Consider the following 24,191-nt stretch of genomic DNA (forward strand, 5'->3'; position numbering starts at 1 on the left):
AACTTGCCATGCAACGCCGTCATCTTCTGGTCCTGCTGGGCTCCTCGCCGCTCGCCCGGTACGGCCACGCCCAGCCCACTGAATCCCTGCCGCTGGGCACAGCCATCAACCGTGCCGGTCGCCTGCGCGCGCTGTCACAGCGCATGTCCAAGCTGCATGTCCAGTCCAGCCTGGGTGTGCTGCCCGATCGGGCCCGCGATCTCATGCGCCAGTGTCGCCAACTGATTGAAAGCAGCATGCAGGAGTTGGGACGTCAACCGGCGGGCACCGACACCCAGACGCTCATGCCGCGTTTGCAAGGACACGTCGAACGGCTCCTTGTGCTCACCACCGGCAACACCATGTCCAGCCGGACGGACGACGTGGTCCGCGCTGCGGACGACATGCTCAGGTCGGCCGACGATCTCACCACCGCGTTCGAAAAGCAGAGCAACCAGAGCGGTGCACGGGTGGTCAACGTGGCCGGTCGCCAGCGCATGCTCTCGCAGCGTGCCGCCCGCGCCTACTTCCTGCAGGCGACCGGTGGCGCGGCCTCGGCCGGCCATGCGCAGCAACTGGATGCCGCGCGCCGCGAGTTCGATGACGGGCTGGGCTATCTGAGCAATGCCTCCCTGTCGACCCCCGCCATCCGCCAGCAACTGGAGCTCGCGCGCGGCCAGTGGCTGTTTTTCGAGCAGGCGCTGCGCAAGCCCAGCCAGGGTGACACCCTGCAGACTGTGGCCACCACCAGCGAGCGCATGTACGAGGTCATGGATCAACTGACCCTTCAGTACGACCAGGCGGTGCGCGAACTGTTCCGCTGAACGCTGACACGATTGCATCGGCCGGCACCATCGCTGACTTGCGTCAATCCGGTGACTGATGATTTCAAATATTATTGCGATCGATTCCTATTCGCTTTTTATTTGACTTTCCCATGCGCTTTTCCCGGAACCGTCGCTTTCTGCTGAGCAGGATGTTGCCCGTTGCCACTGCAGCAGCGTCTCTCCCCGCCCTCGCCACGCCTGCGGCGCCCATGCCGGACATGGTCAGGCTCGGTGCGGCCTGGCGCACGGCCGAGGGTGACCGTGCTGTGGATCACGTCGGCATCCTTCAGGTCGACTGGTCCGCCGGGTCGATCCGGATCACCAGCGATATCCGTCTGGACAGCCGCGCACATGGCCTGCTGCCCGAAGCCGGTGGCGGTTTTCTGGCCATCGCCACGCGACCTGGTCGCTGGCTGGTGCGCGTAGACCCCCAAGGGCAGGTCGTCACACGCCGCCGCATCGACAGCGAATCCCCCTTGAGAACCTTCGGCGGCCATGTACTGGCCAGCCCCGACGGCCAATGGCTCTACACCAGCGAAACCGACGTGCAGGATGGCGCCGGCTGGATCTCGGTGCGCGATGCACGCAGCCTTGAACGCGTGGCCGCCTGGCCTTCGCATGGTCTCGATCCCCACCAGATGCAGCTGTCCGATGACGGCCGTTCGCTGTTCGTGGCCAACGGCGGCATTCCCCGGGATACCAGCGGCAAGAAACGCGATCTGGATCGGATGGCGCCGTCGCTGGTACGCCTGGACCTGCAAACGGGACAACGGACAGGGCAGTGGCATCTGGACGATCCGCGCCTGAGCATCCGTCACCTCGCGTGGAACCGCCATGCCGACGGCACACCCCTGCTGGGGATCGCACTGCAGGCCGAGCACGACGACGCCAGCCGCCGACGCGATGCCCCGGTGCTGGCCCTGTGGGATGAGCGCCAGGGCTTGCGCCTGGCCACCCGAGCCGGGGGTGGCGCAGGCTACGCTGGCGACATCAGCGCCGGTCCGGGAGGCGGGTTTATCGTCAGTGGGCAACGCACGGGCGAGGGTCTGCTCTGGCACCCCGATGCCCCCGACGACTGGCTCACCGTGGCCCGCCTGACCGAACCCTGCGCGCTGGCCGCCTGGCCGTCACCCGCCGGTGTGCTCATCGGCGCCGCCCGAGGCATCGCCCGCTGGGGCACGCAGGCACCGGCGGCCATGCTGCCCTGGCCTCAGGCCATGAACCCGGACAACCACTGGGTTGTCCTGGGCTGAGCAGCTGATCGTCCGACTCAGCGCGGGACCAGGAAGGTCGTCTTCTCGTCGACCTTGATCGATGGATCCTGCTGCGCCTGCACGCTGAACCGGATCGGATGCGATCCGGTCTCGGCGCCCGGTGGCACCTGGACCCGCACCGCCACACTGCGGACCTCGGCCGGCAACACCTCCACCTTTGATTCCGACGCCAGGGTGATGCCTTCCATGCCCTCGACGGCAATGGCCACTTCCTGACGCTGTTCGGTCGCGTTCATGATCTGCAGACGGTAGACGTTTTCGATGCGCCCGTGCTCGACCATGCGTGCCATGGAGCCCCGGTCGCGGATCACGTCCACCTTCATGGGCACGCGCAGGAACAGGCTCACACCCACGGCCACCACAATGGCCATGAGGATGGCCGAGTACACCAGCACCCGCGGCCGCAAGGCGCGTCTGATGATCTGCGCCCGGTCCCAGCCCTGCGTCATCGCGTTCTGGGTGGAGTACTTGACCAGGCCCCGTTCATAGCCGAACTTGTCCATCACCTCATCGCACACATCGGCACAGGCACCACAGCCGATGCACTCGTACTGCAAGCCCTTGCGGATATCGATGCCCGTCGGGCAGACCTGCACACACAGGGTGCAGTCCACGCACGAGCCCAGTCCCTTCTCTTTCGGGTCCACCTTCTTGCCCCGCGAACCGCGTGGCTCACCGCGCGCCTGGTCGTAGGTCACGATCAGCGTGTCCTTGTCGAACATCGCACTCTGGAAGCGGGCGTAAGGGCACATGTACTTGCACACCTGCTCGCGCATGAAGCCGGCGTTGCCGTAGGTTGCAAAGCCGTAGAACAGGATCCAGAAGGTCTGCCAGGGCCCCAGGGTACCCATCACCACCTCGGCACCCAGGGTGCGGATCGGCGTGAAGTAGCCCACGAAGGTGAATCCCGTCCAAAGCGCGAACAGGATCCACAGCGCGTGCTTGCCTGCCTTGCGCCCGGCTTTCGCTGGCGACATGGGTGCGCCGTCCAGGCGCATCCGTGCGGCACGGTCGCCCTCGACCCATTTTTCGATCCACAGGAAGATTTCGGTGTAGACCGTCTGTGGACAGGCATACCCGCACCACAACCGGCCTGCCACCGCGGTGAACAGGAACAGCGACAAGGCCGAAATCACCAGCAGCCCGGTCAGGTAGATGAAGTCCTGGGGGTACAGCACCAGGCCGCCCAGGTAGAAGCGACGAGAGAGCAGATCAAAAAGCACCGCCTGACGCTCGTTCCAGTGGATCCAGGGCAGGCCGTAGAACACGATCTGCGTCAGCCAGACGAAAACCCAGCGCCAGCGGGTGAAGAGACCGGTTACGGCCTTCGGATAGATCTTCTTGTGCGACTGGTACAGGGAGATCTCCACCTCCGGCGGCTCTGCGGGGTGGTTGGTGTCGGCGGTGGCGGAAGAAACGTGGGAATTCATCGGATACCTCAAGGGTTTTCCCTGACTTACCAAGATCCATGCCAGACCGGACCACCTCAAAAAATCCAATGCCCACAGCCACTTGCCTCGATGGACCATGCGGCGTCCGCCTGTTCTTTGCCAACACTGGCAGTCATGTCCGCCATTCATGACATACCAAGGGAAAACCGCCCACCCTTGAAAACAGCGACCACCACCCTTATCATTAGCACTCGCTGGAGTTGAGTGCTAACAAGCTGCTCCACATCGTTCGGTGGTCAGTCCTCCTAACTGGCCGCGTTGTCTGATGTCAACCAACCATCCTCATCTGGAGATGCAATGAAACTTCGTCCTCTCGCCGATCGCGTGATCGTCAAGCGCCTGGAAAACGAAACCAAGACCGCTTCGGGCATCGTGATCCCCGATAACGCCGCCGAGAAGCCCGACCAGGGTGAGGTGCTGGCTGTCGGCCCGGGCAAGACCAACGACAAGGGCGAAACCAAGGCCCTGTCCGTCAAGGTGGGCGACCGCGTGCTGTTCGGCAAGTACAGCGGCCAGACCGTCAAGGTCGATGGCGACGAACTGCTGGTCATGAAGGAAGACGACCTCTTCGCCGTGGTCGAGAAGTAATCCTTCCCTCATTCATCCCATTTACCGAAACCGGAGAAATCAAACATGGCAGCAAAAGACGTCATTTTCGGCGGCGAAGCCCGCGCCCGCATGGTCGAGGGTGTCAACATCCTGGCCAACGCCGTCAAGACCACCCTGGGTCCCAAGGGCCGCAACGTGGTGCTCGAGCGCTCCTTCGGCGCCCCCACCGTGACCAAGGACGGTGTGTCCGTGGCCAAGGAAATCGAGCTCAAGGACAAGCTCCAGAACATGGGCGCCCAGATGGTCAAGGAAGTCGCTTCCAAGACTTCTGACAACGCTGGTGACGGCACCACCACCGCCACCGTGCTGGCCCAGGCCATCGTGCGCGAAGGCATGAAGTACGTGGCCGCCGGCATGAACCCCATGGACCTCAAGCGCGGTATCGACCGTGCCGTGGAAGCCCTGATCGCCGAGCTGAAGAAGGCCTCCAAGCCCACCACCACCAGCAAGGAAATCGCCCAGGTCGGCTCCATCTCCGCCAACAGCGACGCCTCCATCGGTGACATCATCGCCAACGCGATGGACAAGGTCGGCAAGGAAGGCGTGATCACCGTCGAAGACGGCAAGTCCCTGCAGAACGAACTCGACGTGGTCGAGGGCATGCAGTTCGACCGTGGCTACCTGTCGCCCTACTTCATCAACAACCCCGAGAAGCAGGCCGCCCTGCTGGACAACCCCTTCGTCCTGCTGTTCGACAAGAAGATCAGCAACATCCGTGACCTGCTGCCCACGCTGGAAGCCGTGGCCAAGGCCGGCCGTCCGCTGCTGATCATTGCCGAAGATGTCGAAGGTGAAGCCCTGGCGACCCTGGTGGTCAACACCATCCGCGGCATCCTGAAGGTCGTCGCTGTCAAGGCCCCTGGCTTCGGCGATCGCCGCAAGGCCATGCTGGAAGACATCGCCATCCTGACGGGCGGCAAGGTCATCGCCGAAGAAGTCGGCCTGACCCTGGAAAAGGTGACCCTGGCCGACCTGGGCCAGGCCAAGCGCATCGAAGTGGGCAAGGAAAACACCACCATCATCGACGGCGCCGGCGCTGCCGCTGACATCGAAGCCCGCGTCAAGCAAATCCGCGTGCAGATCGAAGAAGCCACCAGCGACTACGACCGCGAGAAGCTGCAAGAGCGCGTGGCCAAGCTGGCCGGCGGTGTGGCCGTCATCAAGGTCGGTGCCGCCACCGAAGTCGAGATGAAGGAAAAGAAGGCCCGCGTGGAAGACGCCCTGCACGCCACCCGCGCTGCCGTGGAAGAAGGCATCGTCGCCGGTGGTGGCGTGGCCCTGCTGCGCGCCAAGCAGTCCGCTGGCGCCATCAAGGGTGACAACGCCGACCAGGACGCTGGTATCAAGCTGGTCCTGAAGGCCATCGAAGCCCCGCTGCGCGAGATCGTGGCCAACGCCGGTGGCGAGCCCTCCGTCGTGATCAACAAGGTGCTGGAAGGCAAGGGCAACTTCGGCTTCAACGCCGCCAACGACACCTACGGCGACATGATCGAAATGGGTATCCTGGACCCGACCAAGGTGACCCGCACCGCCCTGCAGAACGCCGCTTCCGTGGCTTCCCTGATGCTGACGACCGAGTGCATGGTCGCCGAGGCACCGAAGGAAGACGCTCCGGCCGGCATGCCTGGTGGTATGGGTGGCATGGGTGATATGGGCGGCATGGGCATGTAATGTCTCCTGCTCTCCTTGCCTGAGGCTCCAGGCCGTTGTTGCAAGGGCTTGCCGTGGCGATGCCACTGTCTGCGCCCTTGCGCCTAGGCCTGAAACCTCATGCAGCGTCGGGATGCCTCTTAGCGTTCTGACAGAGCCCCAAACAAAAAACCCCGCGAAGCGATTCGCGGGGTTTTTTTGTTTTTTGACGCAACGACCGCCAGTAGCGAGGGTGCTCGGACGGGCCGGGCGGCGATTTGCTGGCGCGCAGCGACTGATGAGCCGCCTGGCCCGCCCGAACGCCCTCGCGTTCCATGGGAGAAGAGCGAGCTCAGCGCATCATGGCTTCGAGCTTGATCGTGTCCGCCACAAACGCCCGAATGCCTTCGGCCAGCTTCTCGGTCGCCATCGCATCCTCGTTCAGCGCAAAGCGGAATGCCGCCTCGTCATACTGGACGAAGGGAATGTCCATGGCTTTCGCGGCATCGGCATCCAGGGCCTTGGCCAACGGCGCCTCGGTGCCGGCCAACTGGGCCAGCAGATCAGGGCTGATGGTCAGCAGGTCACAGCCAGCCAGCGCCGTGATCTGACCGACATTGCGAAAGCTCGCGCCCATCACCTCGGTGGTGATGCCGTACTTCTTGTAGAAGTGGTAGATCTTGCGCACCGACTGCACGCCCGGATCGTTCGCACCGGCCATCGCGGCCTCATCCCAGGAAGCCCCAGCCTGCTTCTTGTACCAGTCGTAGATGCGCCCCACAAAGGGCGAAATCAGCTGTACCTTGGCCTGCCCGCAGGCCACTGCCTGACAGAACGAGAACAGCAGGGTCAGGTTGGTGTGAATGCCCTCGCGCTCCAGCCGAGCGGCCGCCTGAATGCCCTCCCAGGTCGACGCGATCTTGATCAGGATGCGATCCACGTGCACACCCTCACCCTGATACAGATCGATGATGCGGCGCGCACGGGTCACAGTGGCTTCGGTATCGAAGCTCAGGCGGGCATCCACCTCGGTCGAGACGCGTCCCGGCACCTGCTTGAGAATCTCCATGCCGAAACGCACCAGCAGCCGGTTCATCACCTCTTCCACGCCATACTGACCGTACATCTCCACCGTTTCCTTGAGCAGGTGAGCGTACTCAGGCTTCTGCACGGCCTTGAGGATCAGCGACGGATTGGTCGTCGCATCGCGCGGCGAGTAAGCGGCGATCTGGTTGAAGTCACCGGTGTCGGCGACCACGGTGGTGAGCTGTTTGAGGGCGTCAAGCTGGTTCATCCGAGCATTATCGGGTGTAATAAGGTTTCACGCTTTGTGGTAACTCAACCCGAAACCATTCCGTAACCATGCTGGACCGCATCAAAGCCTCCCTGCCCTCCCTGGCCCCCGCAGAGCAACGCGTCGGCAAACTCGTGCTGGCCGATCCGCGCAGCTTTGCCAGCCTGCCGGTCTCGGAACTGGCCGACCGGGCGCACGTGAGCAAGCCGACCGTGGTGCGATTCTGCCGCAGCATGGGCTATGACGGTCTGTCGGACTTCAAACTCAAGCTGGTGGGCACGGTCAGTGAAGGCGTGCCCTTCATCCACCGCAGCGTGGACGTGGACGACAAGGTCAGCGATGTGCTGGTCAAGGTGATCGACAACACGGTGGCCGCCTTCCTCAAATACCGCAACGATGCCTCCACCCACGCCATCGAGAAGGCGGTTGACGCGCTGATGGAAACCTACCGCCGCCGCGGGCGCATCGAATTCTTCGGCGCCGGCAACTCAGGCATCGTGGCGCAGGACGCGCAGCACAAGTTCTTCCGCCTGGGCATCAACGCCATCGCCTACAGCGACGGCCACATGCAGGTGATGAGCGCCTCCCTGCTCGGTCCGGGTGACAGTGTCGTGATCATTTCCAACTCGGGTCGCACACGGGATCTGATGGATGCCGCGGACATTGCCCGCAAGCACGGCGCCACCGTGATCACCGTGACCGCCAGTGGATCTCCGCTGGCCACCGCCGGCCACATCCACCTGGCGGCCGACCACCCGGAGGGTTACGACCGCTACAGCCCCATGACCTCGCGCCTGATGCACCTGATGATCATCGACATCATGGCCACCTGCCTGGCGCTGCGCATTGGCGGCACGGCCCTGCAACCGATGCTGCGCGAGATGAAGAACAACCTGCGCAGCAAACGGTACGCCTGAGCCTCAGATCCGGCCTTCCTCGACGGCGTGGCAGGCGATGCGGATGCCACCCAGCGTCTGCAGGGTGGGTCGCTCCTGACGGCAGCGCTCGTTGGCGTGCGGGCAACGCGGGTTGAAGGCACAGCCGGATGGTGGGTTCAGCGGATTGGGCACCTCGCCCTGCACCGGCGTACGCGCCTTGCCGGTGTCGTGCATCTTGGGGATGGCGTCCAGCAACATGCGGGTGTAGGGGTGACGAGGGGTGTCGAACAGCGTGTGCTTGTCCGCCAGCTCCACCAGACGCCCCAGGTACATCACCCCCACCTGATCGCTCACATGGCGCACCACCGCCAGGTTGTGGCTGATGAAGAGATAGGTCAGGCCCTGCTGGCGCTGCAGGTCCTTCATGATGTTCAGCACCTGGGCCTGCACCGACACGTCCAATGCCGACGTCGGTTCGTCGCACACCAGAAACTCGGGATGTGTGGCCAGGGCTCGCGCAATCGAGATGCGCTGACGCTGACCGCCCGAAAACTGGTGCGGGTACTTGACACGATCCAGCGGTGACAGGCCCACCGAATGCAGCAGCTCTTCGACCCGGGTCCGCAGATCGCCCTCGTCGCTGAGAATGCCATGCTCGCGCAGCGGCTCGCCGATGATGTCCTCCACGCGCCAGCGCGGATTCAGGCTGGCATACGGGTCCTGGAAGATCATCTGGATCCGCTTGCGCAACTGCCGGCCCTGCGGGGTCTTGAAGGCCGCATGGGCATCCATGCCATCAAACTCGAAGCCGCCACGCGTGGGCTCATACAGACCCACCAGGAGGCGAGCCACCGTGCTCTTGCCGCAGCCGGACTCGCCCACGAGGGCCAGTGTCTGCCCCTTGGGAATCTCGAAGCTGACACCATCGACAGCGCGCAGAAGCTGGCGCGGCTTGCCCTCCAGCACCCGGTTGAGCCAGGGTGCGGACACATCGAAGGTCTTGGCCAGGTCGGTGGCCTTCACCAAAGGAGACTGGCTCATGCGGCCTCCCCAGTGGTCAGCATGCTGGAGGCGTCGTGCAACCAGCAGGCGGCCTGCGTGGCGCCCGCGGGCATCAGATCAGGGCGTTGCTCGTGGCAACGGTCAAAGCCGCGGTCACAGCGCGGGTTGTAGGCACAGCCTTTGGGAATGGCATTGAGTCGGGGCATGGCACCGTCGATCTGGTGCAGGCGCTCACGGTCGGCAGTCATGTCGGGAATGCAGGCCATGAGACCCTTGGTGTAGGGGTGGGCGGGGTGGTTGATGACGTCGTGCACCGGCCCGATCTCGGCCACCCGGCCCGCGTACATGACCGCCACGCGGTCGCAGGTTTCGGCGATCACACCCATGTCGTGCGTGATCAGCATCACCGCCGCGCCACGTTCCTTGCAAATCGTCTTGAGCAGGGTGATGATTTGCGCCTGGATGGACACGTCCAGGGCGGTGGTGGGTTCGTCGGCCACGATCAGCTGGGGCTCGGCGGCCAGCGCCAGGGCGATCACGACGCGCTGACGCATGCCACCCGAGAACTGGTGGGGATAGTGGTCGATGCGCTGCTCGGCCGCCGGAATGCCGGTATCGCGCAACAGCTGAATGGCGCGCTCGCGCGCCTCCACCTGGCTGACCGGCAGGTGGGTGGTGATGGTCTCGATCAGCTGCCGCCCCACCGAGTACAGCGGGTTCAGCGAGGTCAGCGGGTCCTGGAAGATCGCACCGATCTTGCGGCCACGCACCTTGCGCATCTGCTCGTGCGGCAGGTTGTCGATGCGCTGCCCCTCCAGCAGGATCTGGCCCGACGCCACCCGGCCCGGGGGCTCCAGCAGGCCGATGATGGAGGCACCGGTCAGTGACTTGCCGGCACCGGACTCACCGACCACGCCCAGGATTTCTCCGGGCGCAATGTCGAACGAAATGTCATCGAGGGCGCGGAGGGTACCGCGCCGGGTCGGGAACTCCACGACCAGGTTTTTTACTTGCAGCAGGCTCATGGGATTCTCAGCGCAGTCGGGGGTTCAGGGCATCACGCAGCCAGTCGCCCAGCAGGTTCACGCTCAGGGCAATCAGCACCAGCATCACGCCCGGGAAGATGGTGATCCACCATTCGCCCGAGAACAGGTAGTCGTTGCCGATGCGGATAAGCGTCCCCAGCGACGGCGATGTCGGGGGTGCACCCACCCCCAGGAAGGACAAGGTGGCCTCGGTGATGATGGCGGTCGCCACCTGGATGGTGGCCAGCACCAGTACCGGCCCAAGCACGTTGGGCAGCACGTGCTTGCGCATGATGCGCAAGGGCGCCACACCCGTCACGCGGGCCGCCTGCACATACTCCTTGTTGCGCTCCACCAGGGTCGAACCGCGCACCGTGCGTGCGTACTGAACCCACCCGGTCAGGGTGATGGAGATGATCAGCACCCCGAACGCCAGCGTGTCGTGGGCATTGGGGAACAGGGCCCGGCCCACCCCGGCAATCAGCAGTGCCACCAGAATGGCGGGAAAGGACAGCATCACATCGCACACGCGCATGAGCAGCGTGTCGACCCAGCCGCCCAGGAAACCGGCCAGCAGGCCCAGGGCCACGCCGATGATGACCGACAGGACCACCGAAGCGATGCCCACGGCGAGCGAAATGCGGGCGCCATACATCAGCGCCGACAAGATGTCGCGCCCCTGGTCATCGGTGCCGAGCAGGAAAGAAGTGTTGCCGTCCGGACTCCAGGCCGGGGGCAGGCGTGCATTGGACAGTTCCAGCGTCGCCAGATCAAACGGATTGTGAGGAGCCACCCAGGGGGCGAACAGCGCGGCCACCACGCAGATGAGCGCAATGATCGCCGCCACGATCGCGGTGGGCGAGGTCTTGAAGCTGTAGCCGACATCGCTGTCGAGCCATTGACGGATACGGGAAATCACAAAGTCTCGTGGGTAGTGGGAGATTGGAAGCCGGTGACCTTCTTGTGAAAGGCCACCGGCGACGGAGAAGCGCGGAACTTACTTGACCGACATGTAGCGGAACGGCATCTGGTTGTCGGCCCGCTGGATCAGCTGGACGTTGTTGCCGACGCCCCAGGCCAGTGCCTGCTGGTGCAGCGGCAGGTGCCCGATGTCTTCCGAATGGATGGTGTAGGCCTCCTTGATCATCGCGTTGCGCTTGGCCTGATCGGTCTCGGACGCGATCTTCAGCGTCAGCTCGTCCACCTTCGGGTTGCAGTACGAACCCAGGTTGAACTGGCCGGCGCCCTTGTCGTCCACACAGCGGATGATGGCGTTGAGCACGTTGTGGGCGTCATAGGTCGACGGCGACCAGCCCAGCAGGTAGAAGCTGGTGTCGCGGCGCAGGATCTTGGGGAAGTAGGTGCCCTTGGTCTCGGCCTGCAGGTTCACCTTGACGCCAATACGGGCCAGGTTGGACGCCACCGCCTGGCAGACGTTGGAGTCGTTGACATACCGATCGTTCGGGCAGTTCATGCCCACCTCGAAGCCGTTGGGATAGCCCGCATCGGCCAGGAGCTTCTTGGCCGCCTCGACATCGTAGGGCAGACGCTTGTCGATCGAGGCGTCATAGCCGCTGACCCCGGGACCAATCAGCAGCGCGGCCGGCGTGGCGGCCCCGCGCATCACGTTCTTCTGGATGCCGTTGATATCAATGGCCTGGTAGAAGGCCTGACGGACACGCTTGTCCTTGAACGGGTTCTTGCCTTTGACGTTCGAGTACAGCAGTTCGTCGCGCTTCTGGTCCATGCCCAGGAAAATCCAGCGCAGTTCCGGCCCTTGCATGACCTTGGCCTTGCCACCGGCATTGATGCGGGCCACGTCCTGCACCGGCACAGGCTCGATCACGTCCACCTGACCGGACAGCAGTGCCGCCACACGGGTGGCGTCGTTGCCGATCGGCGTGTATTCCACATTGACGACATTGCCCTCGATCTTGCCCCAGTAGTTGCCGTTGCGGACGAAGCTGGTCTTGACGTTGGGCTGGCGCTCGCGCAAGCGGAACGGCCCCGTGCCATTGGCGCGGAAAGAGGCTGCGTTCTCCACGCCCTTGCGGCGGTCCACCGGGCGCGTGGCCTGGTTCTCCTCCGACCACTTCTTGCTCATGATGTACAGGAACGAGAGCTGGGCGGGCAGGATGGGAAAGGGTGCCTTGGTCTCGATCTCGACCGTGTGGCTGTCGATCTTGCGCACCTCCTTGATGTCGTTGGTGTAGGTGCGCATGTCCGACCCGTCACCCGAAGCACGAGCAATGCTGAAGAGGACATCATCGGCGGTGAAAGGCGTGCCGTCGTGGAACTGGACGCCCTTGCGCAGTTCGAAGCGCCAGACCGTGGGAGACGTCTGCTTCCAGCCAGTGGCCAGCGCCGGGATCAGGTTCAGGTCCTTGTCGCGCGTGACCAGCGGCTCGTAGACGTTGCCGGTCACGCTCAGCTGCAGCGATTCATTGAGCGAGTGCGGATCCATCGACAGCGCATCGCCCTGGTTGCCGATGCGCACCGTCTGGGCGGACGCCGTGCCCAGGGTCGCCAGCGCGGTGGCCACGAGGGCGGCGGACAGTGTCTGCTTGAAATTCATCGATCGCTCCTTGTCGTTGGTGGAAAAACGTCAAACGAAACCGGAAAACCGGTGCCTCAGTCGGTGGCACCAGACAACGGCATGCCTTGCTCGATGAGTCCGGCATGCAGCGCCGCCCCCAGGGGCAGCACCTCGTCATTGAAGTCGTAGCGGCTGTTGTGCAGCATGCAACTGCCCTCGCCGCCCTGCCCCAGCCGCAGGTAGGCACCGGGCTTGACCTGCAGCATGAAGGAAAAGTCCTCGGCACCCATGCTCGGCTCCATGTCACGCACGACATGTTCATGCCCCAGCAGGCGCTGAGCCACGTCGGCGGCAAAGCGCGCTTCGGGCGCCGAATTGATGGTGGCCGGATAGACCCGGTCGTACTGGACATGTGCGGTGGCTCCAAGGCCCATGGCCACGCCGGAACAGACCTCGGCCAGGCGGCGCTCCACCAGGCTCTGGATGTCGGGATTGAAGGTGCGCACCGTCCCGACCAGGGTGGCCTTGCCGGGCACCACACTGAAGGCCCCCGGGTCACCGGCCTGCATCGAGCACAGGCTGATGACCGCGCTGTCGATGGCGCGCACGTTGCGCGAGACGATGCTCTGCACGGCCGTGATAATGTGCGCGGACACCAGCACCGGGTCCACGGTCAGGTAGGGGTGCGCGCCATGCCCGCCCTTGCCGGACACCTCGATCGTGATGCGATCGGCCGCCGCCATCATGGGGCCGGGATTGATGCCCACGGTACCCGGCTTCATCTGCGGCCAGTTGTGCATTGCATAGACCGACTGCACCGGGAAACGGTCAAACAGGCCGTCCTCGATCATGGCCTTGGCGCCGGCAAAGCCCTCTTCGCCCGGCTGGAAGATCAACACGGCCGTGCCGTCGAACTGCCGAGTCTCGGCCAGGTAGCGTGCGGCACCCACCAGCATCGCCGTGTGGCCGTCGTGACCGCAACCGTGCATCATCCCCGGACGGCTGGACTTCCAGGCGAAGTCGTTGTGCTCGGTCATGGGCAGGGCATCCATGTCCGCCCGCAGCCCGATCATGCGACCGCTGGTGCGTTGCCGACCATGAATGACCGCCACGACCCCCGTGCGACCGATACCGGTATGGACTTCGTCCACCCCACAAACCTTCAGCGCCTCCACCACGCGACGCGCGGTGTAGTGCTCCTCGAATCCGATTTCGGGATGCGCATGCAGATCACGCCGCAGCGCCGTCAGCTCGGGATGGAACTCGGCAATGTGGGCAAAGGCCCGCCCATGGGCCCGAATGCGTGGGGAGAGCATGGATGTCACCGGCTCAGTGTCCGCCCGCCTTCTCCACGCGCAGGCGCGGATCGACGGCAAAGTACAGCAGGTCGACGATCAGGTTGATCACGACGAAGATCAACGCGATCAGGCACAGGTAGGCGGCCATCACCGGAATGTCGGCAAAGGTCACGGCCTGAATGAACAGCAAGCCCATGCCCGGCCACTGGAACACCGTTTCGGTGATGATGGCAAAGGCGATCAGACCGCCCAGCTGCAACCCGGTAATGGTCATGACCGGGACCAGCGTGTTCTTCAGCGCATGACCGAAGTGAACGGCACGGTTGGTCAGGCCGCGGGCACGAGCGAACTTGATGTAGTCGGTGCGCAGCACCTCCAGCATCTCGGCACGCACCAGCCGCATGATCAGTGTCAGCTGGAAGATGGCCAGTGTGATGGCGGGCAGCGTGATGTGATGCCAGCCCTTGGCACTCAGCAGCCCGGTGGTCCACCCCCCGATTTCCGTGACCTCGCCACGACCGAAGCTCGGGAACCAGCCCAGGTTCACGGCGAACACCAGGATCAGCAGGATGCCGATCAGGAAGGTCGGCAGTGACACGCCCAGCAGGGAAATGGTCATGAACACCTGGCTGGTGAAGGTGCCCCGTTTCAGGGCGGCGTACACCCCCATCGGAATGCCGACCACCAGCGCCAGCATGGCGGCCACCAGGGCCAGCTCCAGCGTCGCCGGGAAGCGCTCCGCGATCAGGCTGGACACCTTGGAACCCTGGCGCAGGCTAAGACCAAACTCGCCCTGCGCGGCGTTGACCAGGAAATGCCAGAACTGCACGAAGAAGGGCTGATCGAGCCCGAGATCGGCACGCAGCTCACGGATCTGCTCCGGTGTCGCGTCCTGGCCGAGCAGGAACACCACCGGATCACCGACGTATTGAAACAGCATGAAGGCGATCAGCGCAACGCTGACCATCACGACGACTGCCTGGACCAGCCGCCGGAGAATGAATGCAAACATGAGATGTGGGAACAAATAGAGGGTCGCCACCGCTGTGCGCGACCCTCCTGTTATCAGACGTGGATCAGTTTACCTTGATCAGGCGCCAGTCCAGACGATTGTCCGCACGGTGCACCACGTCAATGTTCTTCTTCATCGCCCAGGGGATGACCTGGTTGTGCAGCGGGATGTGGGCTACATCGTCGTTCTGCAATTGCAGGGCCTTGGTCAGCAGCTCGGTGCGCAGCTTCAGGTCGGTTTCCTTCTTCGCGCGCTCGATCAGACCGTCCATCTGCGGGTTGGAGTAACGGCCCACGTTGTAGTTGCCATCACCACCAGCGCCCACCGAGCGGGTGAGGGACTGCAGGCTGTACATCGCGTCAAAGGTAGGCACGCCCCAGCCCAGCATGTAAATGCTGGCTTCGTAGCGCTGGATCATCGGGAAGTAGGTCACCAGCGGCATGGTGCGCAGCTTGGCCTTGACACCCACCTTGGCCCACATGGCCGCCACCGCCTGGCAGATGGCCTCGTCGTTGATGTAGCGGTTGTTCGGGCAGGCGAAGTCGACCTCGAAACCGTCCTTGTAACCCGCATCGGCCAGCAGCTTTTGCGCGGCGGCGGCGTCGAACGGATAACGCTTGTGCACCGCCTCGGTCCAGCCGTTGACCTGTGGAGCCACCAGGGCGCCGGTGGGTTGCCCCAGGCCGCGCAGGGTCACGCGGGCGATGGTGTTCATGTCGATGGCCTGGTACAGGGCCTTGCGCACGCGCTGGTCCTTCAGCGGGTTCTTGCCCTTGATGTTGCTGCCCGGCAACTCGTCGCGGAACTGGTCCATGCCAAAGAAGATGGTGCGGTTTTCCACGCCATCGATCACCTTCAGCGCGCTGTTCTGACGGATGCGCGGCAGGTCCTGCGGGCTTGGGTCCAGCACGAAGTCCACCTCACCGGACAGCAGGGCGGCCATGCGGGTGGCCACGTTCTTGACCGGGGTGTAGACCACTTCGGTCACGTTGGTGTCCGACTTGCCCCACCAGTTCGGGTTGCGGGCCAGCACCAGCTTCTGGTCGGGCTGCCACTCCTTGAGCACGAACGGACCGGTGCCGTTGGCGTTGCGGTGCGCAAAGTTCTCGTCCTGGGTCTTGATGTCCTTGGGCTCGACCGACTTGTTCTTCTCGGCCCAGGCCTTGCTCATGATGCGCAGCTCGGTCAGCTGGTTCAGCAGCACCGGGTTCGGGTCCTTGGTGAAAATGTCGAATGTGAGGTCGTCGACCTTGACCACGCGGTCGATGCCGGCGGCATACACCGCGAAGTTGGACGTCTTGGCCATGGCGCGCTGCAGCGAGAACACCGCGTCATCGGCCGTCAGCTCGCTGCCGTCATGAAACTTGACGCCTTTGCGCAAGGTCATGCGCAGCTGGGTGGGGCTGACCTGCTTCCAGGAAGTCGCCAGCACAGGCTCGGGCTTGAAGGTCTTGCTGTTGTAGTAGACCAGCGACTCATAGACAGCCGCGTGGATACCGTTGGCCAGCGCGTTGTTCTGCGAGTGGATGTCCCAGGTCGGGATATCGCTGGAGCTGGTCCATTTGAACGTCTTGGCGTTGGCAGCGCCTGCGGCCAAGGCCACAGCAGCCACCAGTGCGGTCAGATGAAGTTTCATTGCTTGACACCTAAAAGAATGTGATAACCCGTGACTATGCAACAAGCGTACCCGCGTGTTGCACCGGGCTAACCCTATTGTGTGCACCAATCTGGTACCAATCGGTCCAATCCGGCACGCAAGGGAGGAGCCAGTCTCTTGTGTCTCCCCTTTCGTCCCCTGTTTCAGGATTCCCTGACACCTGTGGTGGGATTAGTCTCCCCGGTGCACCATCCCGCAGAGAGTGGCTGTTACCGCACACATCACAAGGAGGAAACAGAATGCTTCGCCGCACAGGAGTGACCCTGGTCGTGCTGCTCATGAGCCTGTGTCAGGCATGGGCTGCCGTGGACATCAACCACGCCACCGAGCTGGATCTGGACAGCATCAAGGGCATTGGCCCCAGCACGGCCCGAAAGATCATCACCCAGCGTCAGCTCAAGCGCTTTGACAGCTGGCAGGACTTCATTCAGCGGATCCCCGGGATCGGCGAGAAGAAGGCACAGCGCATGTCGGAAAGTGGCCTGACCGTCAATGGCCAGCGCTTTGGCACCGGTGCATCGCCACCGGTGGCCATCGCACCCAGGAAACCTGCCACCTTGCCCCCGGACCCGTTCCCAGGCGGCTCCATGCTGGTCGAATGGCCCCGGCAACGTACCGGTGCCGACGGCCGGGCCCAGAAATGAAAAAAGCCACCGGCTTTCACCGGTGGCTTTCAACCTTGAAGAACCGGATGACCTCACGGTCATCCCAGGGTCATCAGAAGGTGTGCTTCACGCCAACAGCAACGCGGCTCCAGTCGCCAGCGTCCTTGTTGTCCTTGTTGAAGCCGGTGTACACGCTGGTGCGCTTGGACAGGGCGTAGTTCACGGCCATGCCGAAGCGGGTCGGGTTGCCGTCTTCGCCATCGACGTCCACGCGGGTCAGGCCAGCAGACAGCACCAGAGCGGAGGACAGAGGCACGTCCACACCCAGGGTGAAGTCCTTGCTCACGTCCTTGACCTGGCCGTAGGAAGCCAACAGCTTGGCAGCGCCGAAGTCATACGAACCGCTGACGCGGGTCAGCTTGGCCAGATCGCCGGTGTCGTCCTTCTGCTGTTCGTAAGCAACACCCACGAACACCGGACCACCTTCGTACTTGACGTGGAAGGCGTTCACGCGGGCGTTGGTCGCACCGGTCTTGAACGTCGTGCTCACAGCACCGCTGAAGCCACCAAAGGAGGGCGTAGCGTAGTACACAGCGTTGTTCGGGTTGCCAGCTTCGAGAACATAGCTGGGAGCGATGTTGTTGGTCGTCAGGGCGCCTGCGTCGAACAGGGGGCTGGTGGCACCGACGATGTCGTCGTAGGCGTTCCACATCTTGCCCAGCTTGACTTCACCGAAGCCACCGCTGAAGCCGACGAAGGCTTGGCGGTTGAAGCCATCACCACGCAGGGAGCCGTCGGTCAGGTTCAGGCCTTGCTCGAAGTTGAAGTTGGCCTTCAGGCCGCCGCCCAGGTCTTCGCTGCCCTTGATACCCCAGCGGCTGGTGCTCACGCCGCCCGAAGACATCTTGGCGCTTTCGCCCTTGTCCTTGTGGATGACCACGTCGGCGATACCGTACAGGGTCACGGAGGATTGGGCCATGGCGGCGCCGGAAACGGCCACTGCGGCCAGTGCGATCAGGGTTTTCTTCATGACAGGGTTCCTTGAAGTTGGTGCTGCCCCGCAATAGGAGACAGACTGGTGAAACAAAATCACCATGCCATCCTAAACGGCACAAGCCCAGAATCAAGGGTTTTCCCTGAAATGGTGATGACAAGCAGGATTTTTTGTAGCTTGATCGCAACAAATCTCCTCTTTGGTGCATCGCGCGTCAGCTCGGCGCCAGCCTGATGCGATGGAGCAGCAAAAAAAAACCCGCTGCGTGAGCAGCGGGTTTTGCCTCATGATCGCGTCAGACCGGGACAAACCCGGTGGCTGCATCAGAAGTTGTGGCGGATACCGATGCCAAGACCGGTCACGTCGTCGCCAGCAGCGCCCAGAGCACCGGCCTTCTTCTTGCCGTCGCGCAGCAGAGCGACGTAGCTGAAGGTGCGCTTGCTCAGCGGGTACTTGACTTCAACCAGCAGGTCGGTGTCCTTGGCTTCGGTGTCGCGAGCGATGTCCAGCACCAGATCGACCGGGCCAGCCTTCACAGCACCACCGATGGAGAAGCCCTTGGCGTCGCCAGCGGGATCCATGTAGCCACCGGCCAGGGTGAACATGCCGAAGTTGTAACGTGCGCCAACGTGCACGTTCTTCTCGGCGTCCTGGACCTTGTTGTAGCCCAGAGCAACAGCCAGCGGGCCGTTGGCGTAGATGGCGTTCAGGTCAACCTTGGCCTTTTCGTTGGCGCTGTTGCCCTTGAGCACGTAGCCCACGGTGGCGCTGAAACCGCCCATGTTGGGGGAGGTGTAAGCAATCTGGCTGGAGTTGCGGATGCCACCCAGCACGGCGCCGAACTGGCTCACCACGACGGAGTAGTTGGCAGCGCCGGTCAGTTCCCAAGCGGCAGCAGCGTAGAACGAGGGGTTCAGGGTGCGGCCCAGACGGACTTCACCGAAACCGCCGGACAGGTTCATCCAGGCAGCGCGGCCGAATTCACCAGCACCCGACTTGGCCAGCGTGCCGTCATTCAGGCTCAGGCCTTGCTCGAAGTTGAAGCCAGCCTTCAGGCCACCGCCGAGGTCCTCGGTGCCACGCACGCCCCAACGGCTGGTGCCGTTGTTCATGGCGCCAGCGCTGGACAGAGCCGCGGACTTGTCGGTCACCTTGGACAGGGAAGCGTCAGCCACGCCGTACAGGGTCACGGAAGATTGGGCGAAGGCAGCGGTGGAAGCCAGGGCTGCCAGGGCAATCAGGGTCTTTTTCATGTTGAAAGTTCTCCAAGGTTGATAAAGAGGCTGCGGGTCTAGCGCCCCCGAGCCAACCTCCGTTGCGGGAAGCTGAAAGCCATTGCACCAGAACGAGCGCAGGTATGCAAAACTTTCGGCGCGTTTTGTTCGCATTTGTCGCACCCCCACAACATACCGGGCAAACACCCGAAAAGACGCCAAAGTTTTGCTTTCTTTGGACTGACAGGGTTATCCCTAGATCCGTTGAAATACCATCCAAAGTCTCATCCGCCACCCGCCCCGGAGAATCTCATGGACCATCTGATTGCCGCCGCCGATGATGCGTTGCGCACCCTGTTCGCGCAACCACGCGCCACACGGGTTTGCCCCACTCTGCCGGAGACGCCGGATCACCCCCTCTCTTCCGAGGACAAAGCCCTGTCAGGCGCCCTGATGCGGGTCAACCACGTGGGCGAGGTCTGCGCCCAGGCGCTCTATGCCGGACAGGCCCTGGCGGCACGCCAGTCCCCGCAGCCGGACCTGGCCTTGGCCCGCCACCTGGAAGCCGCCGGCCGCGAAGAGACCGATCACCTGGCCTGGACGCGTCAGCGGCTGAACGACCTGGGCGCGCGCCCGTCCCTGCTCAACCCCCTGTGGTACGCCGGCGCCTTCGGCCTGGGCTGGGTGGCGGGACGGATGGGCAAAGCCGCGAGTCTGGGCTTCGTGATCGAAACCGAGCGACAGGTGGAGGCCCATCTGGACGGCCACCTGGACCGTCTGCCCGCCGGTGATCAGGCCTCACGCGCGATCGTGGCCCAGATGAAAGACGACGAGGCGCGCCATGCGCGCGAAGCCCAGCGGGCCGGGGGAGCGGAATTGCCGGCTCCGGTCAAAGGCCTGATGCGCGCGGCGGCCAAAGTCATGACCACGGTGGCCCACCGGATCTGAGCGGGCTCTCAGGCCTCCACCAGATCGAAGCTGGTGGTGATGTCGGCGGTCTTGGCCAGCATGATGCTGGCGGAGCAGTATTTTTCGTGGCTCATGGCAATGGCTCGCTCGACGGCCGCCGGGGGAATGCCCTTGCCCGTGACGGTGAAATGCATGTGGATGCGGGTGAAGACCTTGGGATCGGTCTCGGCACGCTCGCTGGTGAGCTTGACCGAGCAGCCACGCACATCGTGCCGGCCCCGCTTGAGGATCAGCACCACATCGTAGGCGGTGCATCCGCCCGTGCCCGCCAGAACGGTCTCCATGGGCCGCGGCGCCAGGTTGGCACCGCCATTCTCGGGCTTGTTGGCGTCGGGCGCACCATCCATGGTCAGCACATGCCCGCTGCCGGTTTCGGCGACAAATCCCATGGATGAACGGGTGCCGGCGGCGCCGGTCCAGGTGACGGTGCATTCCATAGTGGTGCGTTGTGGAAAAAGTCCGGAAGTTGGGGGCAGCTCTCTAAAAGGGAGCAGGGATCACCCCGAATGTGTTGCATTGCAGCATGAGCACGCTACAATGCAGCCATTGTATTGAAGGTTGTCTCCTCTACCCTCCACGGGTGGATTCAGGCCCGGACCCGCCCTGCGTGTCCGGGTTTTTTTTCGCCCCGCTGCGCCCTGGCGGTGCTTGTGAGGGCCGCCCCTTATGATCGGTATCGAGGAACCGCCATGCCCAGAAGCCCATCCAAGTCCACGATTGCTCCGTCGCCCGTCACGTCTCTTCAGCCGGCCGACTACCTCAAGAAGATCCTGACCGCCCGCGTCTACGACGTGGCCAGGGAGTCACCACTGGAGGTCGCGCGCCACCTGAGCCGGCGTTTGCACAACACCGTGCTGCTCAAGCGGGAGGACCAGCAACCGGTGTTCAGCTTCAAGCTGCGGGGTGCGTACAACAAGCTGGCGCACCTGACGCCGGAGCAGCTGAAGCGGGGCGTGATCTGTGCCTCAGCCGGCAATCACGCCCAGGGCGTGGCGCTGGGGGCTCACAAGCTGGGGTCGCGGGCGGTGGTCGTCATGCCGGTCACGACGCCGCAGGTCAAGATCGATGCGGTCAAGGGCTTCGGTGGCGAGGTGGTGTTGCATGGGGACAGCTACTCCGATGCCTATGGTCATGCCCTGACCCTGCAGAAGAAGGAGGGGCTGACCTTCGTCCATCCGTTCGACGATCCGGACGTGATCGCCGGCCAAGGGACGATCGCCATGGAAATTTTGCGCCAGTTGCAGGGTCTGGGAGGATCGGGTCGGCTGGATGCGGTGTTCGTGGCCATCGGCGGTGGCGGCCTGATTGCCGGGGTGGCCAACTACATCAAGGCCGTACGCCCCGAAATCAAGGTGATCGGCGTCCAGATGAACGACTCGGACGCCATGATGCGATCGGTGCAGGCCGGCGAGCGGGTGAGCTTGCCGGATGTGGGCCTGTTCTCCGACGGCACCGCCGTGAAGCTGGTGGGGGAGGAAACCTTCCGCATCGCCAGTGACCTGGTGGACGACTTCATCGAGGTGGATACCGACGCCGTCTGCGCCGCCATCAAGGACGTGTTTGTGGACACCCGCAGCGTGGTGGAGCCCGCGGGCGCCCTGGCGGTGGCCGCCATCAAGAAGTACGTGGCCAGCCGCAAGACCCGGGGCGAAACCTACGCGGCCATCCTGTGCGGCGCCAACATGAACTTCGACCGCCTGCGCTTCGTGGCCGAGCGCGCCGAGGTGGGTGAAGAGCGCGAGGCCCTTCTGGCGGTCACGATTCCGGAAGAACGGGGCAGCTTCAAGCGCTTCCTGGAGGTGATCGGCACCTTGCCGGGCGGACCGCGCAATGTCACCGAATTCAACTACCGCATTGGCAGCGCCGAACTGGCCCATGTGTTCGTGGGCCTGACGACCCATGGCAAGGGCGAGTCCGGCAAGATCGCAGCCAGCTTCAACCGCCACGGCTTCGAGGCCCTGGACCTGACGCACGATGAACTGGCCAAGGAGCACCTGAGGCACATGGTGGGCGGCCATTCGCCCCTGGCCCAAGATGAACGCCTGTTGCGCTTTGTGTTCCCCGAGCGGCCGGGAGCGTTGCTCAAGTTCCTGAGCCTGATGCGGCCTGGTTGGAACATAAGCCTGTTCCACTACCGCAACCAGGGCGCAGACTATGGCCGCATCCTGGTCGGCCTTCAGGTCCCCCCCAAGGACGACAAGGCGTTCCAGCGGTTCCTGGACACGCTGGGGTACCCGTACGTGGAAGAAACCCACAACCCGGCCTACCGTCTGTTTCTCAAGAGCTGAGGAGCCCGAGGATGAAAGCACCGCCCAACGGTCCGGATCATGGCCTTGCGGCGGCCTTGCCGCCGACGCTGCCCAGCGGATTGCATTTGCCGACGGTGCTGCCGGCCAGCCCCAGCGGCCAACCAAACAGGCCCGAATGGGGTCGCATGGCGAATCTGGCCAACCGGATCGGCGCCGTCCTGCGCAAGGACAGCCTGCGGCGCCCGGGCCTGGTGCAGCCCCAGTTGCTGGTGTTTGCCGCGGACCACGGCATTGCGGACGAGGGCGTATCGCGCTTTGGTCAGGAAGCCACCCGCCACCGGGTGGAAGCCCTTGTCCAGGGCAACACCGACGTCAACCGGATGGCCAGGGACGCCGGCGTGGCGCTGACCGTGGTGGATGCCGGCATTTCGGTACCGCTCACACCGGCCCCGGCGACCGAGGCAGGCGCACCCCTGCTGTCGCGAAAGATCGCGTATGGCACCCGGAACATGGTCCTGCGATCGGCCATGTCGACCGAACAGACCATCGCCGCCATGCGGGCCGGCATGGATGTGGTGCGGCATCTGCCCGGCAACGCCGTGCTGGTGGCTGAGACGGGCGTGGCCAACACGTCATCGGCCATTCTGATGCTTTCACGTTTGTGCGGCGTTCCCCTGGCAGACGCCTGCGGCCACCATCCCGACCTGAACGATGAGATGGCCCGGCACAAGCTGGAGAAACTGTTCGCGGCGGCCACCCGCCACCGCAAGGCGGTGCGGCCCTTCGAGGTGCTGATCACCATGGGCGGTTTTGAGCTGGCGATGATGGCGGGCGCCATGATCCAGGCGGCCAGCGAGGGAAGGCTGGTGGTGGTCGATGGCTTTGTCGCGGGCGCCGCGGCACTGGTCGCACGCGGACTGGTGCCGGCGGTGTCTGACTATCTGGTGTATTCACACCTCTCGGTTGACCCGGGGCACCGCCTGCTCATGATCCATCTGCAGGACAGGCCCCTGCTGGACATGGAATTGCGCCTGGGACAGGGTGCTGGCGCCTTGCTGGCCTGGCCGCTCATCCTTGCAGCAGAACAGCTGGGACAGACCGGCACCTGAGGCCCTCAAGGCGTCGACGGTGGGAGAGTCAGTTCGACCGCCCCACCTGCGCCATCGCTGGCCGACAGGCGGACGCGCTGGCGGTCCACACTCTCGAGCACCCAGGTATCGGCCACCTTGTCACCGACGCGAAACGGACGGGGCGGCTGCCCATCCACCGACAGGAGCGCCGCCCCCTGAGATGCTGGCTGTGCTGCCACGCCCAGCAGGCGAAGGCGCGACACCGGGGAAGGCTGACTCGGCGCAGCGACCGGCGAGGCGTTTTCACGGTAGCCCAGCGCCCTGGCCACCGCGGCAGGGTCCGCCACCACTGCTGGAGCCGGCAGGACGGGCACCGGCTGCCATGAACCCCTCCCGGAGAAGGCCAGAAGCCACCAGACCACCGCAGCCCCAGCCAGCAGCCACGTCACTACTGCGCCGATCATGGGAAGACGCAGGTCCGCCCTGGTCGCCAACAGCTTCCAGTTTCCTCGTCCGGGTAAGGTCTGCAACTTCATGCGGCGATTATGATCCACACCCACTGTCACGCCGCGCGACATCCGGTACCTGGATGCCGCGCCGAAACCTTGACCGGCGCCTG

The 24,191-nt window shown here is 63.9% G+C and carries 22 protein-coding genes; 9 read left to right on the top strand and 13 right to left on the bottom strand.

Annotated features, from left to right (window positions below):
- The first annotated feature begins 8 nt into the window (after positions 1-8).
- Together ACFQNJ_RS09680 and ACFQNJ_RS09685 are read left to right on the top strand one after the other, a co-directional pair.
- The gene (locus tag ACFQNJ_RS09680; protein ID WP_382256533.1) at positions 9-803 is read left to right on the top strand and encodes a type IV pili methyl-accepting chemotaxis transducer N-terminal domain-containing protein; all 795 of its coding nucleotides are present in this window, start codon (positions 9-11) and stop codon (positions 801-803) included.
- A gap of 152 nt (positions 804-955) precedes the next feature.
- Entirely contained in the window at positions 956-2,059 is a 1,104-nt protein-coding gene (locus ACFQNJ_RS09685; protein WP_382256536.1) for a DUF1513 domain-containing protein, read from the top strand.
- 17 nt (positions 2,060-2,076) lie between these two features.
- Here the strand turns inward: ACFQNJ_RS09685 and ccoG are convergent, their stop codons facing one another.
- Positions 2,077-3,510, bottom strand: coding sequence for a cytochrome c oxidase accessory protein CcoG (gene ccoG, locus ACFQNJ_RS09690; RefSeq protein ID WP_382256539.1), 1,434 nt, complete (start codon positions 3,508-3,510; stop codon positions 2,077-2,079).
- A 318-nt stretch (positions 3,511-3,828) separates the two neighbouring features.
- On the opposite strand from ccoG, the gene groES reads away from it, so the two are divergent.
- Positions 3,829-4,119 carry a co-chaperone GroES gene (gene groES / locus ACFQNJ_RS09695; RefSeq protein WP_050715183.1) on the top strand — a complete coding sequence of 97 codons (291 nt, stop codon included), beginning with the start codon at positions 3,829-3,831 and terminating at the stop codon, positions 4,117-4,119.
- Between the two features lie 45 nt (positions 4,120-4,164).
- Complete coding sequence (groL, locus tag ACFQNJ_RS09700) at positions 4,165-5,811, top strand: chaperonin GroEL (RefSeq protein ID WP_382256543.1); 1,647 nt, start codon at positions 4,165-4,167, stop codon at positions 5,809-5,811.
- Between the two features lie 310 nt (positions 5,812-6,121).
- On the opposite strand, the gene tal is transcribed toward groL, so the two are convergent.
- On the bottom strand, positions 6,122-7,063 hold the full coding sequence (tal, locus tag ACFQNJ_RS09705) for a transaldolase (RefSeq protein WP_382256546.1): 942 nt from the start codon (positions 7,061-7,063) through the stop codon (positions 6,122-6,124).
- Between the two features lie 68 nt (positions 7,064-7,131).
- Between tal and ACFQNJ_RS09710 the strand changes: the two genes are divergently transcribed.
- Positions 7,132-7,980 carry a MurR/RpiR family transcriptional regulator gene (locus tag ACFQNJ_RS09710; protein WP_374640062.1) on the top strand — a complete coding sequence of 283 codons (849 nt, stop codon included), beginning with the start codon at positions 7,132-7,134 and terminating at the stop codon, positions 7,978-7,980.
- Positions 7,981-7,983: 3 nt separating this feature from the next.
- On the opposite strand, the gene ACFQNJ_RS09715 is transcribed toward ACFQNJ_RS09710, so the two are convergent.
- The 7 genes from ACFQNJ_RS09715 to ACFQNJ_RS09745 all read right to left on the bottom strand — a co-directional run bounded on the left by ACFQNJ_RS09715 (position 7,984) and on the right by ACFQNJ_RS09745 (position 16,450).
- The gene (locus ACFQNJ_RS09715) at positions 7,984-8,982 is read right to left on the bottom strand and encodes an ABC transporter ATP-binding protein (protein WP_374640061.1); all 999 of its coding nucleotides are present in this window, start codon (positions 8,980-8,982) and stop codon (positions 7,984-7,986) included.
- Positions 8,979-9,968 carry an ABC transporter ATP-binding protein gene (locus ACFQNJ_RS09720; RefSeq protein ID WP_374640060.1) on the bottom strand — a complete coding sequence of 330 codons (990 nt, stop codon included), beginning with the start codon at positions 9,966-9,968 and terminating at the stop codon, positions 8,979-8,981. Before ACFQNJ_RS09720 ends, ACFQNJ_RS09715 begins: the two co-directional genes overlap by 4 nt.
- Positions 9,969-9,975: 7 nt before the next feature.
- Positions 9,976-10,887 carry an ABC transporter permease gene (locus tag ACFQNJ_RS09725; RefSeq protein WP_382256549.1) on the bottom strand — a complete coding sequence of 304 codons (912 nt, stop codon included), beginning with the start codon at positions 10,885-10,887 and terminating at the stop codon, positions 9,976-9,978.
- A gap of 78 nt (positions 10,888-10,965) precedes the next feature.
- Positions 10,966-12,543, bottom strand: coding sequence for an ABC transporter substrate-binding protein (locus ACFQNJ_RS09730; protein WP_382256552.1), 1,578 nt, complete (start codon positions 12,541-12,543; stop codon positions 10,966-10,968).
- Positions 12,544-12,599: 56 nt separating this feature from the next.
- On the bottom strand, positions 12,600-13,820 hold the full coding sequence (locus ACFQNJ_RS09735; protein ID WP_382256555.1) for a M20 aminoacylase family protein: 1,221 nt from the start codon (positions 13,818-13,820) through the stop codon (positions 12,600-12,602).
- 13 nt (positions 13,821-13,833) lie between these two features.
- A complete protein-coding gene (locus tag ACFQNJ_RS09740; RefSeq protein ID WP_374640056.1) occupies positions 13,834-14,814 on the bottom strand; it encodes an ABC transporter permease in 981 nt (326 codons plus the stop codon).
- 64 nt (positions 14,815-14,878) lie between these two features.
- Positions 14,879-16,450, bottom strand: a complete 1,572-nt coding sequence (locus ACFQNJ_RS09745; RefSeq protein WP_382256559.1) for an ABC transporter substrate-binding protein — start codon at positions 16,448-16,450, stop codon at positions 14,879-14,881.
- A gap of 260 nt (positions 16,451-16,710) precedes the next feature.
- On the opposite strand from ACFQNJ_RS09745, the gene ACFQNJ_RS09750 reads away from it, so the two are divergent.
- A complete protein-coding gene (locus tag ACFQNJ_RS09750) occupies positions 16,711-17,115 on the top strand; it encodes a ComEA family DNA-binding protein (protein ID WP_382256561.1) in 405 nt (134 codons plus the stop codon).
- 73 nt (positions 17,116-17,188) lie between these two features.
- Here the strand turns inward: ACFQNJ_RS09750 and ACFQNJ_RS09755 are convergent, their stop codons facing one another.
- Both ACFQNJ_RS09755 and ACFQNJ_RS09760 read right to left on the bottom strand, forming a co-directional pair.
- Entirely contained in the window at positions 17,189-18,106 is a 918-nt protein-coding gene (locus tag ACFQNJ_RS09755; protein WP_374640053.1) for a porin, read from the bottom strand.
- 287 nt (positions 18,107-18,393) lie between these two features.
- Positions 18,394-19,323: a porin gene (locus tag ACFQNJ_RS09760; RefSeq protein WP_382256563.1), complete on the bottom strand. Its 930-nt coding sequence runs from the start codon at positions 19,321-19,323 to the stop codon at positions 18,394-18,396.
- Positions 19,324-19,596: 273 nt separating this feature from the next.
- Between ACFQNJ_RS09760 and coq7 the strand changes: the two genes are divergently transcribed.
- Positions 19,597-20,232: a 2-polyprenyl-3-methyl-6-methoxy-1,4-benzoquinone monooxygenase gene (gene coq7, locus ACFQNJ_RS09765; RefSeq protein ID WP_382256566.1), complete on the top strand. Its 636-nt coding sequence runs from the start codon at positions 19,597-19,599 to the stop codon at positions 20,230-20,232.
- 8 nt (positions 20,233-20,240) lie between these two features.
- On the opposite strand, the gene ACFQNJ_RS09770 is transcribed toward coq7, so the two are convergent.
- Positions 20,241-20,690 carry an OsmC family protein gene (locus ACFQNJ_RS09770; RefSeq protein WP_374640049.1) on the bottom strand — a complete coding sequence of 150 codons (450 nt, stop codon included), beginning with the start codon at positions 20,688-20,690 and terminating at the stop codon, positions 20,241-20,243.
- A gap of 252 nt (positions 20,691-20,942) precedes the next feature.
- On the opposite strand from ACFQNJ_RS09770, the gene ilvA reads away from it, so the two are divergent.
- Together ilvA and ACFQNJ_RS09780 are read left to right on the top strand one after the other, a co-directional pair.
- Positions 20,943-22,541 (top strand): threonine ammonia-lyase, biosynthetic, encoded by a 1,599-nt coding sequence (ilvA, locus tag ACFQNJ_RS09775; RefSeq protein ID WP_382256568.1) that lies wholly within the window; start codon positions 20,943-20,945, stop codon positions 22,539-22,541.
- A gap of 11 nt (positions 22,542-22,552) precedes the next feature.
- Entirely contained in the window at positions 22,553-23,611 is a 1,059-nt protein-coding gene (locus tag ACFQNJ_RS09780; protein ID WP_382256570.1) for a nicotinate-nucleotide--dimethylbenzimidazole phosphoribosyltransferase, read from the top strand.
- A gap of 5 nt (positions 23,612-23,616) precedes the next feature.
- On the opposite strand, the gene ACFQNJ_RS09785 is transcribed toward ACFQNJ_RS09780, so the two are convergent.
- Complete coding sequence (locus ACFQNJ_RS09785) at positions 23,617-24,108, bottom strand: type II secretion system protein N (protein ID WP_382256573.1); 492 nt, start codon at positions 24,106-24,108, stop codon at positions 23,617-23,619.
- Positions 24,109-24,191 lie beyond the last annotated feature (83 nt).

This window comes from Hydrogenophaga bisanensis (genome assembly GCF_042665135.1).
GTDB classification, from domain to species: Bacteria; Pseudomonadota; Gammaproteobacteria; order Burkholderiales; family Burkholderiaceae_C; genus Hydrogenophaga; species Hydrogenophaga bisanensis.